The 13,470-nt window shown below is 40.7% G+C and carries 14 protein-coding genes; 6 read left to right on the forward strand and 8 right to left on the reverse strand.

Annotation, left to right across the window (positions count from 1 at the left end; genetic code table 11):
- Positions 1 to 26: 26 nt before the first annotated feature.
- The 4 genes from QZ574_RS16400 to QZ574_RS16415 form a co-directional block, all read right to left on the reverse strand.
- Positions 27 to 449, reverse strand: coding sequence for an HNH endonuclease (locus QZ574_RS16400; protein ID WP_297091517.1), 423 nt, complete (start codon positions 447 to 449; stop codon positions 27 to 29).
- 350 nt (positions 450 to 799) lie between these two features.
- Positions 800 to 1,324: a hypothetical protein gene (locus QZ574_RS16405; protein WP_297091519.1), complete on the reverse strand. Its 525-nt coding sequence runs from the start codon at positions 1,322 to 1,324 to the stop codon at positions 800 to 802.
- Positions 1,325 to 1,380: 56 nt separating this feature from the next.
- Entirely contained in the window at positions 1,381 to 1,896 is a 516-nt protein-coding gene (locus QZ574_RS16410; RefSeq protein WP_297091521.1) for a Crp/Fnr family transcriptional regulator, read from the reverse strand.
- Positions 1,897 to 2,020: 124 nt separating this feature from the next.
- A complete protein-coding gene (locus QZ574_RS16415) occupies positions 2,021 to 2,533 on the reverse strand; it encodes a hypothetical protein (protein WP_297091523.1) in 513 nt (170 codons plus the stop codon).
- A gap of 160 nt (positions 2,534 to 2,693) precedes the next feature.
- On the opposite strand from QZ574_RS16415, the gene QZ574_RS16420 reads away from it, so the two are divergent.
- Positions 2,694 to 4,289, forward strand: a complete 1,596-nt coding sequence (locus tag QZ574_RS16420; protein WP_297091525.1) for an AbgT family transporter — start codon at positions 2,694 to 2,696, stop codon at positions 4,287 to 4,289.
- Positions 4,290 to 4,355: 66 nt separating this feature from the next.
- On the opposite strand, the gene QZ574_RS16425 is transcribed toward QZ574_RS16420, so the two are convergent.
- Entirely contained in the window at positions 4,356 to 4,526 is a 171-nt protein-coding gene (locus QZ574_RS16425) for a 4Fe-4S binding protein (RefSeq protein WP_297091527.1), read from the reverse strand.
- Between the two features lie 205 nt (positions 4,527 to 4,731).
- Here QZ574_RS16425 and zupT point away from each other — a divergent pair, with 205 nt between their 5' ends.
- Positions 4,732 to 5,556, forward strand: coding sequence for a zinc transporter ZupT (zupT, locus tag QZ574_RS16430; RefSeq protein ID WP_297091529.1), 825 nt, complete (start codon positions 4,732 to 4,734; stop codon positions 5,554 to 5,556).
- Here zupT and QZ574_RS16435 read toward each other — a convergent pair.
- Both QZ574_RS16435 and QZ574_RS16440 read right to left on the reverse strand, forming a co-directional pair.
- Complete coding sequence (locus QZ574_RS16435) at positions 5,533 to 6,720, reverse strand: glycosyltransferase family 2 protein (RefSeq protein WP_297091531.1); 1,188 nt, start codon at positions 6,718 to 6,720, stop codon at positions 5,533 to 5,535. The two genes, zupT and QZ574_RS16435, sit on opposite strands and share 24 nt — an antisense overlap.
- 84 nt (positions 6,721 to 6,804) lie before the next feature.
- Positions 6,805 to 7,404, reverse strand: a complete 600-nt coding sequence (locus QZ574_RS16440; RefSeq protein ID WP_297091533.1) for an OmpH family outer membrane protein — start codon at positions 7,402 to 7,404, stop codon at positions 6,805 to 6,807.
- Positions 7,405 to 7,685: 281 nt separating this feature from the next.
- Here QZ574_RS16440 and QZ574_RS16445 point away from each other — a divergent pair, with 281 nt between their 5' ends.
- Positions 7,686 to 8,597, forward strand: coding sequence for a proline dehydrogenase family protein (locus QZ574_RS16445; protein WP_297091536.1), 912 nt, complete (start codon positions 7,686 to 7,688; stop codon positions 8,595 to 8,597).
- A 51-nt stretch (positions 8,598 to 8,648) separates the two neighbouring features.
- On the opposite strand, the gene QZ574_RS16450 is transcribed toward QZ574_RS16445, so the two are convergent.
- Positions 8,649 to 9,221 carry a nitroreductase family protein gene (locus QZ574_RS16450; protein ID WP_297091538.1) on the reverse strand — a complete coding sequence of 191 codons (573 nt, stop codon included), beginning with the start codon at positions 9,219 to 9,221 and terminating at the stop codon, positions 8,649 to 8,651.
- Between the two features lie 279 nt (positions 9,222 to 9,500).
- Between QZ574_RS16450 and QZ574_RS16455 the strand changes: the two genes are divergently transcribed.
- The 3 genes from QZ574_RS16455 to xylA all read left to right on the forward strand — a co-directional run bounded on the left by QZ574_RS16455 (position 9,501) and on the right by xylA (position 13,466).
- Entirely contained in the window at positions 9,501 to 10,493 is a 993-nt protein-coding gene (locus QZ574_RS16455; RefSeq protein WP_297091539.1) for a GntR family transcriptional regulator, read from the forward strand.
- A gap of 115 nt (positions 10,494 to 10,608) precedes the next feature.
- Positions 10,609 to 12,096: an FGGY family carbohydrate kinase gene (locus QZ574_RS16460; protein WP_297091541.1), complete on the forward strand. Its 1,488-nt coding sequence runs from the start codon at positions 10,609 to 10,611 to the stop codon at positions 12,094 to 12,096.
- A gap of 44 nt (positions 12,097 to 12,140) precedes the next feature.
- Positions 12,141 to 13,466 carry a xylose isomerase gene (gene xylA / locus QZ574_RS16465; RefSeq protein ID WP_297091543.1) on the forward strand — a complete coding sequence of 442 codons (1,326 nt, stop codon included), beginning with the start codon at positions 12,141 to 12,143 and terminating at the stop codon, positions 13,464 to 13,466.
- Positions 13,467 to 13,470: the final 4 nt, after the last annotated feature.

A 13,470-nucleotide genomic window follows, 5' to 3' on the forward strand; every position in this document is an offset into this window, starting at 1 on the left:
AGCAAAATATTTATCAATTAAACATATTAATATTTTGCCGAATCCTCAAATTTAGAGATGTCCAGTTTTTCGGGGGGGACGTCACCTAAAAAGTTTGAAAAATCATTTTCATGTAATCCAAATTTGTAGTTGCAATTATCACATTCGAAATCAGAAAAGTGAACTTTGTTTCCAAGTGACTCAGGGAAAAGATGAGCTTTTTTTGAGAATTTTACTTCAGGGTAGGACTTCCCACAAAACCTACATGTTCTCTCATTTTTAGGTTTCAACTTTTTTCTATTGTCATTAAGCCAAATGAAGTAATTTTCATTATAAAGTTCATGTACAACTCTCAGTGACTCTAATGAGGCTTTTGGCACAATATTATAGTTCCACTTAATGTTTGTTTTGCCATTTTCTTTTACAAGTGAAAATATTGTGTGTGACATATTTATTTTAGTCTGCTCCATATTCAATTGTAGGTTGTGTTTTCTCTTCTTCAAACTTACAGTAACTACTATATATCGTCCTCATTGTTATCCCGCTTATAGCACAACCTTAAGCTTTTTTTTGCCAGGGCGCTGCTATTTACGGTTTTATCCGTTTATAAACGTTTATAAGCCTTTACAAACGTTTAGCATCACTTCCCGGGGGTCTCTACTGCACTGTAATCTTCTTGTTGTGACCGGGTAAGGCGCATTAAAAGTAACCATTGTTTACATAAAATAAAAGTTGGCGGGCGGTAAAAATGTACATCTGCCAAAATTTAGGATTAAAAATGCGAAAACCACCGATTGTAAATGGGAGGTGGCCGGGGTTGTTAAAAATTGGGCAACCCGGTCAGCATTTCCCCACTTGCCAAATAATGATTCATGGCTTTTTCCCACGAATCCATCATGACAGTGTATTCCTTTTGCGTAAATGCTGCCAAAGCTTTGTCGCCCTTTTCGCTTAGGGCTGTTTTTGAGTAGGTAAGCTTCACTTGTGTGCAACTGGGGTTTACCGCGGTAGCCTGAATTTCTAATTTGGTAATTAAAACTCCCGGTACGTGATACATCATTTCTACATGCCCGGCTTCCGGGTTGTAATCGTTTACCATCCACACAATATCGGTATCCCCGTCAGGTGTAATAAAAATACAGTCTTTTTCAACCAGCCCCGATTGGCTGTAAACGGCTTTGGGGTTCCAGTTTTCGCACCAATCCAACTCCCTAACCGGACAATACAGGGGCATTATCTCGGCTAATGTTCCGTTAATGGTTTGTACATAAGTATGTGAAATCCGCCTGGGTTTTGCCACTATTCCGGCCCTTTTTTCCTTTGCATTTAATCGCTTACGCATCATTATAATTTTTTTATTTCTAATCATGCAAACTAAACAGGCTGCAGCGGGAATTTCATTTACATTTGTTGAGAAAAGGTTTTTCGTGTGCGGCTCAGTTGGGTGGGTGTCATACCTAAAAAACTGGCAATGTAGTAATGCGGAATGCGGTTCAGTAAATTAGGGTAGGTTTGAAGAAACCACTTGTATTTGGTTAAAGTATCGCCTGTAATCAGGGCTTCAATACGTGCATTATTCTGTTTATTTAGCTTTTGGAAATTAGAGAGAACAATAGTAGTAAGTTCGCTGTCGGTATTCACATACGAAAAAATGGCTTTGTAGTTGGCCACCGAAATAAGGCAATCTTCCAGGGCCTGAATACTTAATGTTGCCGCAGCATTCGGGATATAGTTTCCGGAAACCAGGTCGCCTTCCATAAAAAAATGGGTGGTAATTTCTTCGCCTTCATCCGATAAAGTAAACCCTCTGAGAATCCCCTTTACAACTTTCCCAATCCTGTAATTCTGCTGGCCGTTTTTAACAAAATATTCACCTTTACCCAGCGCCAAATCGGTATGTAACGATTCATTTAACATCTGCTGTTTTTGCTCCCGCTGTTCGGGTTTGCCAAAAATAACCACTGTTAAACTGAAATAAAAGCAATTACCAACAAAAGTTGGCCCTTAGCGCAGGTGTTTTCGTAAAAGCGGGTTTATAGCTTTACAAGCCAAAACCAATGTGCACGCCCAGGCTTAAGTGCACATGCTCGAAATTATAACCCACTTCGGCCATGGGGCCAAAATGCAGGTCGCCCAACTGAAGATCGTAAGCTGTTTCGAAATGCAGGGCAAAGTTTTTCTCGTCCCAATCGCTGCCCTCAAAAGCAATACCGGGTGTTAGGGCAAAATGTAGGCGCTCAACCGGTGTGTAACTACCAACAATGCCAAAGGTATTGTGTTTGTGTTCGTCGAAAATACGTTCGTAGGCTAGCCCTACTCCAAACTTCGAATGGCTGATATTACGCACCACGTGCACATGCAGGCCATAGCTCAGTTCCTTTTCGCCGGTAAAATAAACCAGCGAATTACCAATACCTATTTCGGTTTTGTGTGTATGCGAATGGTGCTGATGATCGTGATCGTGGGTATGCCCGTGCGAGTCCTGGGCATTACTTTGGTAACTAAAAAATACGGCCACCAGGGCCAAAAGCATGGTATAAAAACGATATTTCATTTTGTAGCTGTTTTCTGTTCCTTAACAATTTCAACCCAACGTTTAAAACCGGAAATTGTTGAGAAAAAGTGTAATTCGGGGGGCAAAAATAACGCCTTTCACACATTCTCAAAATCCCTTACTTCACTTTTTATTACCTTAGGCAGCAAAATTCTATTGTATGTTAAAAAAGGTACCGCATACCTATGTCATTATTTTTTCATTGATTGTGTTTTGTGCGCTTTTAACCTGGATTATTCCGGGGGGCGAATTTGAACGTGAAAGTGTTGTTGTAAACGGTGTTGAGCGTAGTGTAATTAAAAACGGTTCGTTTCAGCAAACCGACAGCCAGATGCAAAGCTGGCAGGTTTTCTCGTCTTTTTTTGACGGTTTTTTACGCACTTCCGATATCATCGCGCTTATTGTGCTTATTGGCGGGGCCTTTTGGATTATGAATGCCAGCAAAGCGGTTGACATCGGCATTTACTCTTTTCTGCAGTTTTTAAAACGTTTTGAGCGCTCGAAGCTACTGGCCCGGATTGGCGTAAACAACCTGGTTTTGCTGAGCATTATGACCATATTCAGTTTGTTTGGTGCTGTTTTTGGCATGAGCGAAGAAACCATTGCCTTTACCATTGTTTTTGTTCCGCTGGCTATTTCAATGGGCTACGACTCGATTGTTGGTGTTTCGCTTTGTTTTATTGCCGCCACAATGGGTTTTGCCGGGGCATTTTTAAATCCATTTACCATTGGTGTGGCACAGGGCTTATCGGATATCCCCCTGTTTTCTGGCCTTGAATACCGCATTTTTATGTGGGCTGTAATTAACCTTTTTGGCTTTATTTATGTGCTGCGATATGCCCGGCGTATAAAAAAAGACCCAACAAAATCGTTTGTGTACACCGACGATAATTACTGGCGAAAACGAAATGAATCCACTTCCGTTACTATCGAAAAAATAAAACCAACAGCTGCGTGGATAGCCATGGCTGTTCTTAGCACTTTTTTAGTGTTTGTGTCTTTTGCTTTTCCGCAAAGCGCAATAAACATGGGCAACAGTATTTTCAGGGTTCCTGCCATTCCGGTTGCCACCGCCCTTTTTATAATAATGGGCCTTGTCACCCTGCGCCACTCGGTTCAATATTTTATTTTAACACTACTTACGTTTACCATTGTTTTCCTGGTAATCGGCGTGATGGGGCACGGGTGGTACATCAAAGAAATTTCAACGATTTTTCTTGCCATGGGAATTTTTGCCGGCATCGCTGCCAACAACTCGCCCAATACCCTAACCAAACTTTTTCTTGCCGGTGCCAAAGATATTCTTCCGGCAGCTCTTATTGTTGGATTGGCAAGGGGTATTGTTGTTATTCTCGAAGATGGTAAAATCATCGATACCCTGCTTTTTAATGTTTCCGATTCGATGCAAAATTTTGGTGAAGTTGGCACGCTGGGCATCATGTACCTGATTCAAACCCTGCTGAATGTATTTATCCCATCCGGCTCGGGACAAGCCGCACTTACCATCCCCATTATGTCGCAAATAGCTGATTTAATAGGCATTTCACGCCAGACAACTGTTGTTATATTTCAGCTTGGCGATGGATTTACGAATATGATTACTCCCACAAGTGGCGTGTTAATTGGCGTTTTAGGGGTAGCTCGTATTCCCTACGAAAAGTGGTTTAAATGGGCTGCGCCTTTTATTCTTATGCTGATAATTATCGGATTTTTATTGATTTTACCCACTGCTTTTATGGAACTGAACGGGTTTTAAACGGTAGAAAAAAAGGCAAAAAAAAAGCCCGCATGCGCGAGCTTCAATGTCTTTATGCTGAGCGAACTATTCTTCAATAGAAATTGCTTCAACCGGACAAACTTCTGCGCATGAGCCACAGTCTGTGCAAAGTTCCGCATCAATGGTATAGATATCACCTTCTGCGATAGCGTCAACCGGGCACTCATCGATACAAGTACCGCATGCAATACATTCATCTGAAATTTTGTATGCCATAACAATGATTTTTTTTAGTTAAACATTAACGTTTCAGCAAAAGTACAAAGTTTGCCAAAAAATCAAAGTTCAAAGTACATTTTATTCCCATGTTTTACAAACACACAACATAGCCCCCTGTAAAGCAACACCTTACAAGCATTTTACATGTTAATATTCAATTAATCTACTTTTTCTTAAATTTGCTAACCATAATTCGCAAAGAATGGAATCATCCAATGTATTATTAGCCCTGTTGCTAACCTTGTTTGCAGGCTTATCAACCGGTATTGGCAGTGCAATAGCATTTGTTGCCAAACGAACCAATACCAAGTTGCTTACCTTATCGCTGGGCTTTTCAGCCGGTGTTATGATTTATATTTCTTTTGTCGAGATTTTTCAGGAAGCAAAAGAAAGCCTGGTGCACCATTTTAACGAATTTGAAGGTACCCTATACACCGTTATTGCCTTTTTTGGGGGGATGCTGCTTATTGCCTTAATCGACAAATTTATTCCGAGTTTTGAAAACCCGCACGAAATAAGAGGTATTGAGGCCATGGACAATAAAAAAGCTGCCACTAACTTTAACAGGCTTTACCGCATGGGCTTAATGACTGCGCTGGCAGTTGGGGTGCATAACTTCCCTGAAGGAATTGCTACTTTTATGTCGGCCATTAACGACCCGGCACTTGGTGTTGCCATTGCCATTGCTATTGCTATTCACAACATACCCGAGGGAATTGCCGTTTCGGTACCTATTTATTATGCCACAGGCAGTCGGAAAAAAGCTTTTTTCTATTCGTTTTTATCGGGCCTTTCAGAACCTGTTGGAGCACTTATTGCCTACCTGGCACTAATGCCTTTCTTAAACTCCGGAAACAGTGACGTATTTTTTGGTGTAATTATGGCCGGTGTTGCAGGTATAATGGTTTTTATTTCGCTCGACGAACTTTTGCCGTCGGCAGAAGAATACGGCGAACACCATGTTGCCATTTATGGCCTGACAGGTGGAATGGTTGTTATGGCCTTAAGCCTGCTGTTCCTGCTCTAAAAGTAAAATCTGCTTGATAAGATCGGCCTTTGGGTAAAATTTTTCGTGCGCAAAATTCAAAAACCGCAGTATTTTAAAGGCATTAAATTTCTGAAAAAAACGCTGGTGAAATGTTTCTGGTCGCGAACAGTTATTGTTAAGGTCCTTTAGTTCGGCATAAAAATTATCGACCTCAAGAAAATTTCGCATGGCTTGGCTTAAGCTTTTTATAAAGGCTTCATATTCTTCGGGCTGAATTTTATACAGCTTGTTTATTTGCAAAAACAGCTCCCTGATGTTTTTAAAAGCCTCAAAATTATAGGTGCTGCGTAAATCTTCCTCCCCTTTCATCCATTTTTGTAAAACGGGTCCGGTACCAAACGGCACCCGATCGGATAAGCGCGACGAGGGGTACACTTTTGTTGAAGTTATTTCGCCAATCGTACCCAACTGCACCAGGTTTTGTAAAAAATAAAAATCCTCGCCTGCCTGTCTTCGGTTCATTCCACCCCGTTTAACATAGGCATCTGCTTTAACAGCAAAGGCCGAACCAATGGTAAACATGGCATAAGGGTAAGCAGCAAATTGCAAGGCACGCTTGTAGTAGGCCAGGTATCTCTCGTACAGCTCTATCCCTGTGCGGTGTTTTTCATCCAACGCTATTTTCTGATGTTCGAAGGCAAGGGTAGCCCCCACATGTTTTGGGTTTTTAATGAAGTGTTTTTCAATTTCAGTCAGGTAATTTTTGGCTACCAGTGTATCGGCATCCAACGAAACCAAAATTCCACCGGTATGATTAAAAGAATTAAAACGAGCAATGGCTTCATCCATTCCCTTTTTGCGCGCCAAACCTGCTCCGGCCCATTTCTTTTTAAGCACAACCGGGCCAAGGGCATAGAACTGAATACCGGACTTTGTATGTTCGGCAATCCATTTGTCGGCATTGGTTTTGGTGACGGTATTTAGCTGAATGGTTTCGGGTTCTGCAGTTTCTGAGTGATTAATTAATACCAGTACCTCAACCAAACAATTGGGCAGATTACATGCATAAAGCGAGTTAAGTGTTTGGTGTAAATCGGGTTCGCGTAAACACGGTATAACAACAATTATTCCCGGAGCCACATCCGGAAGATCATCAATAAGGGACCGGTGTTGATTCTTTTTCAGGTACTTATCGGCAAACATAAAACAAAGCTAAGATAAAAAGCGAACTTTCAGGCCAAAAAAAATCCGGGTATTACCCGGATTTCATATCGTAGTTTTTCTTTTTTATTCCGTTTTCTGAGCGGCATATTCTTCGTTTAATGCCTTCAGCACATCTGCCGTAATATTGTTGGCTTCAGGGCCAATTAATACGTTTGTACCATTTAATATATAGTCGTAACCGGCCTTTTCGTTGTAACGCTCCAGGTAATCCATAATATTTTCCAGGATTTTGGTGTTGTTGCCCTGCTGAATTTCAGCCAGTTTAGTCGACAGTTCCTGGTCGAGCTTAACAATCTCCTGTTCTTTACCCACCAAACGATCGCGTTCCTGTACGGCACGTTGCTCAGTTAAAAAGCCTCCACGCTGCAGTTTTTCCTGAAAAGCAGCTGCTTCTTTTTCAAACGACTGACGTTTTGTTCCGTATTCAGAAGTATACGCTTCCTGCTTTTTGGTAAACTCATCATGTAAATCCTCCGACAGGTTGTAGTTTAAAATTACCGAATCGGCTTTGATATAAGCAATTTTTAATCCTCCAGCCGAGGTTTCGGCAGCTGCTTTTATGCTAACACCTTCGCCTGCTCCCTGGCCGGTAAAATGTAAAACGTATAAAACGATAACTGCAACAAAAAGTACTACACTTACTACTAACGATGTTCCTTTCATCTTTCTTAATTTTTACTTCAACTGTTTTTTTGAAATGTCAGGAGAATTCTCCCAATTCTTTCATTCAACATTTAGGTTCAACTTTTAAATCCCGACAAAGATACTTTTTTAGCCGAAAAGCACTACTCTTATTAACACTTTTTTGATGTATTTAATAATCAACAAGTTCTGAAAAAAAGCTGCATTAAATCATGCTTTGTCACTGATAAACATCATTGCAAAGGACTTGCTCTGCATCGTATTTTTACCAGCAACAAATTCGTATTTACCTAAAATTTGAAATGTTGAATAAGTTAATTGCAAATATTATCCCCATCATGCCGAAAAAACTGGTGTGGGTGTTTTCAAAACGTTATATCGCCGGAGAAACGATGGAAGAAGGTTTGCTGGCATCGAAGCTTTTAAACGAAAAAGGGATTGAAGTAACGGTTGATATTTTGGGTGAATTTATTACAACGCTTGATGAAGCAGAAAAGAACCGTAATGAGTACCTCGAAGTTATTGAACGTTTCACTACTGAGCATATAAAAGGAAATTTCTCGGTAAAACCAACCATGTTTGGTTTGCTCATTGATAAAGAAGTTTGCTACTCGCATTTACGAGATGTAGTACAATTGGCAGCAAAAAAAGATTCGTTTATACGCATTGATATGGAAGACTCGCAATGTGTAGACATGGAGCTGGATATTTTCCGCCGACTCAGAAATGAGTTTCCAAAACATGTTGGATTGGTGCTGCAAGCTTATTTACGAAGAACAGAAAGCGACCTGCTTGCATTAAACGACTTAAACAACGAGAAATTCCCAATCAGTTTCAGGCTATGTAAGGGCATTTATGTTGAACCCGAAAACATAGCTTTTAAAGGGTATGACGAAGTAAGACAACATTTTTTGGCCGATTTGAAGTACATGTTTGATAACAAAATGTATGTAGGTATTGCCACACACGATAAATACCTGGTTGAAGAATCGTTAAAAATGATACGGGAAATGAATATTCCGAAAAACATGTACGAATTTCAGATGCTTTATGGTGTAACGCCTGAATTGCGACAATCGATTGTTGATGAGGGACACCTGATGCGCGTATATGTGCCTTTTGGCGAAAAATGGTTCAATTATTCAACCCGAAGATTAAAAGAAAATCCGAAAATGGCTCAACATATAATTAAGGCACTTTTTATAAGGGGTTAATTTTAGGAGTTAAACACAAAAGGATGGCTAAGCCATCCTTTTTTTATGCTTTTAATCGGTGTATACAAGCACCTCATCCAGTCCTCTTTTTGGCACATGGTGTACGCCCTTATCATCGCGCCAGTATTTTATATTACCATTATTTACCGGATCGATAACTACCTGCTCGGCAGGTTTCCCCAATGCAATCATCCACAACAATTCCTGCTTTTCAGCCAGGCCCAAAAGCCGCGATACTTTTGCCTTGTTTACCGACCCAATCATGCAACCACCAAAACCCTCTTCGGTAGCTCCCAGTAAAATACTCTGCATGGCAATACCATCGTCGCAGTAATGGTTATCCGCTATTTGCCGATCTTTTATTACCGCCACATAGGCTACCGGCCTTTCTCCTTCTACCGGGCCTTTCCAATCGTTTAAATAACCTGCCCACCCCAGAAAAGGAAATATTTTAGCACACATTTCGGGGTTTGTAATAATAGCATATTTTAATGGTTGTGCATTTCGCGCACTTGCCGAAAAATTCGCCAGTTCAATCCATTTACCAATAGTTGCTGCTGAAAGTTTTTCTGATTCATCAAAACGACGATAGCTTCTATTTCGGATAATAAGTTCTTTTATCATGATTTGTTGCTGTTTTTAAATCAAAAATAAAAGAAAAAAGGATAAGAAGTGAGGCTAAAAAGAATTGCTGACCAAACTTAACCACTAGAAAAAAGTAACCTCACCCTACCCTTTTCCTCCAAAACGGGTTTTGTACAAGCCTATTGTTTTTTTGAGCTTAATAAATGTTAAATGCATAAAACTTGTTGAAAGAACACAAAATAATGAGAATCAGCTTACAGAAATATTATTAGTTTTGTAGAACAGAACAGAATGGGGTTCTACAATTAAACTAACACCATGAGCGAAATTAAATTTACCATTGAAAAGAACTCAAACGTTTTAAAATTTCAGCAACTCGTTGACGCCATCCTCGACTCCATTAGCCAGAATCAGCTAAAAGAAGGAGATATGCTGCCTTCGGTAAACCAGATAATGAAGGATTGCCAGCTCTCGAGAGATACCGTGTTTAAAGCTTATGCCGAACTAAAAAAACGCGGAGTTGTTGAATCGGTGCCCAATCGTGGCTATTTTGTGACCCGTAAAATCACCAAAATTTTTCTTTTCCTCGATACGTTTAAAGCCTATAAAGAGGTGTTGTACCACTCTATTTTAAACCACTTACCCAATAACATAAGTGTCGATCTTCATTTTCATCATTACAATATCGATCTTTTTGAAAAAATTATTTCGGAAAGTGTGGGGCGTTACAGCAAATACATTGTTATGAACTTTGACCATAAACGGGTGAAAAAAGTAATCGACACTATTCCCGAGCAACAGTTGCTTATTATCGACTGGAAAATAAATGGAGAAGGCAAGTCATGCGTCTATCAGAGTTTTGGAGAAGCACTTTATTGTTGCCTGGAAAAAAATAAAGCAGCCATAGCAAAGTATAAAAGGGTAACTTTCTTCTATCCATCGTTTACCTATCATCCCCGCGAGTCGGTGGAGCACTTCAAACGGTTCTGCCAGGATAATAAAATAAACCACAAGGTAATTTCAAGCTACGATGAATTTGACTTACAGGAAGGAGATTTATATTTTTTGGTTAGCGACCGCACCCTGGCAAAGTTTCTCGACAGGTGTGCCGAAAAAGGTTATGAACCCGGAAAGGAAGTGGGGGTAATTTCATACAACGAAACCCCAATGAAAAAATATGTTAAGAACGGAATATCGGTCATCTCTACCGATTTTGAACTCATGGGAAAAAAAGCAGCAGAATTTATTCTTGACGATCAGACAATGAATTTTGAAGTGCCAACGTGCTTAAAACTCAGGTCATCGCTATAAATATGTTTTATAACATATTCATGGCGAATTGAGATGATGCAAATTGCATATATTTTTGCAACCATATCAGAACAGAACAGATTAAATACAAATTTATATAAAACAGCTTAAAATCATGCATTTATTAGGTCTCGATATCGGAAGCTCTTCTGTGAAAGTTTCTTTGGTAGAAGCAGACGGTGGCCAGGTGGTTGCCTCATCGTTTTTCCCCAAACAAGAAATGAAAATAACCGCACACAAAGCGGGATGGGCAGAACAGGAACCCGAATTATGGTGGGCTAACCTTAAACTGGCTCTTGCCGAGGTTTTGTCTACCGCCAATGTTGATAAAGAAAGTATTGAATCAATAGGTATTTCGTACCAAATGCATGGGCTGGTAATGGTGGATAAAAACCTGGAAGTAATTCGTCCGTCGATTATCTGGTGCGATAGCCGTGCTGCCGCCTATGGCGACAAAGCCTTCGAAGAAATTGGAGGCCAGCGCTGCCTTACAAACCTGCTCAATTCACCGGGTAATTTTACAGCATCAAAATTAAAATGGGTAAAAGAAAACGAGCCTGAACTTTTTGATAAGGTATATAAAATTATGCTTCCGGGCGATTACATTGCCATGAAGCTAACCGGAGAAACTCAAACCACGGTAAGCGGCTTATCTGAAGGAATTATGTGGGATTTTAAAGAAAATTCCCTGGCCAAAATGTTATTCGACAATTACGGATTTCAGCCCGAAATTATTCCCAATATCGTTCCTACTTTTGCGCCTTCAGGACAGGTGAGTGCAAAAGCAGCAGCTGAACTGGGTTTATCCACCAAAACAAAGGTTAGTTACCGTGCCGGCGATCAGCCGAACAATGCCCTGTCGCTAAATGTGCTAAATCCCGGTGAAATTGCCACAACAGCAGGTACCTCAGGAGTGGTGTATGGTGTGAGCAACGAAATAAAATACGATCCGCAATCGCGTGTAAACACCTTTGCCCACGTTAACCATGCGCCCGAAGACCCTCGTCTGGGTGTTTTGCTTTGTATTAACGGTACCGGCATATTAAATGCATGGATGAAACGTATGGTGGCAGAAAACCTGTCGTACGAAGCCATGAATGACCTGGCATCGGGAGTTGCCATTGGTTCCGACGGACTTTCAATTCTTCCGTTTGGAAACGGCGCCGAGCGGGTATTGCAAAATAACAATATTGGATCGATGTTTAACGGCATTAACTTTAACATACACGGTAAAGGCCATTTATTACGGGCTGCACAGGAAGGGATTGTTTTTTCGTTTAAATACGGAATGGATATCATGAGAAATATAGGAATTGATGCTTCGGTAATTAGGGCCGGAAAAGCCAACATGTTCCTGAGTCCGATTTTTAGAGAAACACTGGCAGGTATTACCGGTGCAACCATTGAACTGTACAATACCGATGGTTCGGTTGGAGCAGCACGTGGAGCAGGTGTTGGTTCAGGCTATTACAAATCGTTTAACGAGGCTTTTGCAAACCTGAAAAAACTGGACATTATTGAGCCAAACACTTCGAAACAAGCAGCCTACGAGGCAGCCTATGAAAACTGGAAAGCTCAGCTTGAAAAAGTAACACTTAGTTAAAAAATAAAAATCAATATAAATAATAACACATAAAATAAATTAAAATGGAAGTTTTAAAAGGAAACAAAGAGTATTTTAAGGGTATCGATCAGATTAAATACGAAGGCCCTGAATCAAAAAATCCGTTGGCCTTTAAATGGTACGACGAAAACAAGGTTGTTGCAGGAAAAACAATGAAAGAACATTTGCGTTTTGCAGCTGCCTACTGGCATACTTTCTGTGGAACTGGTGGCGATCCTTTCGGTCCGGGTACACAGATTTTCCCATGGATTGGTGCAAGCGATATTATGGATGCTGCGAAAGAAAAAATGGATGCTGCTTTTGAGTTTATCACAAAAATGAACATCCCTTACTACTGTTTCCACGATACCGACCTGGTAGGCGATGGTTCGGTTTTCGACATTGAAAAAAGAATGGAACAAATTGTTGCTTTTGCTAAAGAGAAGCAAGCAGCATCGGGTGTTAAACTGCTTTGGGGAACTGCGAATGTATTTTCTGATCCACGTTATATGAACGGAGCCTCAACCAATCCTGATTTTAATGTGGTTGCCAATGCTGCCGTACAGGTAAAAAATGCTATTGATGCTACTATTGCACTTGGCGGTACCGGTTATGTATTCTGGGGCGGACGCGAAGGTTACATGAGCCTGCACAACACCGATACAAAACGCGAATTGGCGCACCTGGGCGAATTCCTTCGTATGGCTCGCGATTATGGCCGTAAACAAGGATTTGAAGGTACATTCTTTATTGAGCCAAAACCAATGGAGCCAACCAAGCACCAGTACGATTTTGATGCACAAACGGTAATCGGATTCCTGAAAGAAAATGGCTTAGCCGACGATTTTAAACTAAATATTGAAGTAAACCACGCTACATTGGCAGGCCATACTTTTGCTCACGACCTGAGAATGTCGGCAGATGCCGGAATGCTTGGATCAATTGATGCCAACAAAGGAGATTACCAAAACGGATGGGATACAGATGAATTCCCGACCAGCATTTACGAAATAACAGAGGCCATGCTTGAAATTCTTCCAACGGGTGGATTTACCCACGGAGGTATCAATTTCGATGCAAAAACCCGCCGTAATTCAACCGACCTTGAAGATATTTTTATCGCTCACATTGGTGGTATGGATGTTTTTGCCCGTTCGTTGGTTATCGCCGATAAGATTTTGAACGACTCGCAGTACTGCGCTATGCGTGCTGCCCGTTATGCTTCGTTTGACGAAGGAAAAGGTGCTGAATTTGAAGCTGGTAAACTGACCATAGAAGATATGTATGCCATTGCCAAAGAAGTTGGCGAACCTGCACAAATAAGTGGAAAACAAGAGTTAATTGAGCAATTAATTAACTGGTATATTTAATAGC

The organism is uncultured Draconibacterium sp., assembly GCF_913063105.1.
Taxonomy (GTDB): domain Bacteria; phylum Bacteroidota; class Bacteroidia; order Bacteroidales; family Prolixibacteraceae; genus Draconibacterium.

What these genes read in the sequence shown, in the direction of transcription:
- QZ574_RS16440 (WP_297091533.1), bottom strand. Translation starts at nt 7,404, where the DNA reads ATGAAAGGAACATCGTTAGTAGTAAGTGTAGTACTTTTTGTTGCAGTT.
- QZ574_RS16420 (WP_297091525.1), top strand. Translation starts at nt 2,694, where the DNA reads ATGTTAAAAAAGGTACCGCATACCTATGTCATTATTTTTTCATTGATT.
- QZ574_RS16405 (WP_297091519.1), bottom strand. Translation starts at nt 1,324, where the DNA reads ATGATGCGTAAGCGATTAAATGCAAAGGAAAAAAGGGCCGGAATAGTG.
- QZ574_RS16400 (WP_297091517.1), bottom strand. Translation starts at nt 449, where the DNA reads ATGGAGCAGACTAAAATAAATATGTCACACACAATATTTTCACTTGTA.
- QZ574_RS16445 (WP_297091536.1), top strand. Translation starts at nt 7,686, where the DNA reads ATGTTGAATAAGTTAATTGCAAATATTATCCCCATCATGCCGAAAAAA.
- QZ574_RS16450 (WP_297091538.1), bottom strand. Translation starts at nt 9,221, where the DNA reads ATGATAAAAGAACTTATTATCCGAAATAGAAGCTATCGTCGTTTTGAT.
- QZ574_RS16435 (WP_297091531.1), bottom strand. Translation starts at nt 6,720, where the DNA reads ATGTTTGCCGATAAGTACCTGAAAAAGAATCAACACCGGTCCCTTATT.
- zupT (WP_297091529.1), top strand. Translation starts at nt 4,732, where the DNA reads ATGGAATCATCCAATGTATTATTAGCCCTGTTGCTAACCTTGTTTGCA.
- QZ574_RS16410 (WP_297091521.1), bottom strand. Translation starts at nt 1,896, where the DNA reads ATGTTAAATGAATCGTTACATACCGATTTGGCGCTGGGTAAAGGTGAA.
- QZ574_RS16460 (WP_297091541.1), top strand. Translation starts at nt 10,609, where the DNA reads ATGCATTTATTAGGTCTCGATATCGGAAGCTCTTCTGTGAAAGTTTCT.
- QZ574_RS16425 (WP_297091527.1), bottom strand. Translation starts at nt 4,526, where the DNA reads ATGGCATACAAAATTTCAGATGAATGTATTGCATGCGGTACTTGTATC.
- QZ574_RS16455 (WP_297091539.1), top strand. Translation starts at nt 9,501, where the DNA reads ATGAGCGAAATTAAATTTACCATTGAAAAGAACTCAAACGTTTTAAAA.
- xylA (WP_297091543.1), top strand. Translation starts at nt 12,141, where the DNA reads ATGGAAGTTTTAAAAGGAAACAAAGAGTATTTTAAGGGTATCGATCAG.
- QZ574_RS16415 (WP_297091523.1), bottom strand. Translation starts at nt 2,533, where the DNA reads ATGAAATATCGTTTTTATACCATGCTTTTGGCCCTGGTGGCCGTATTT.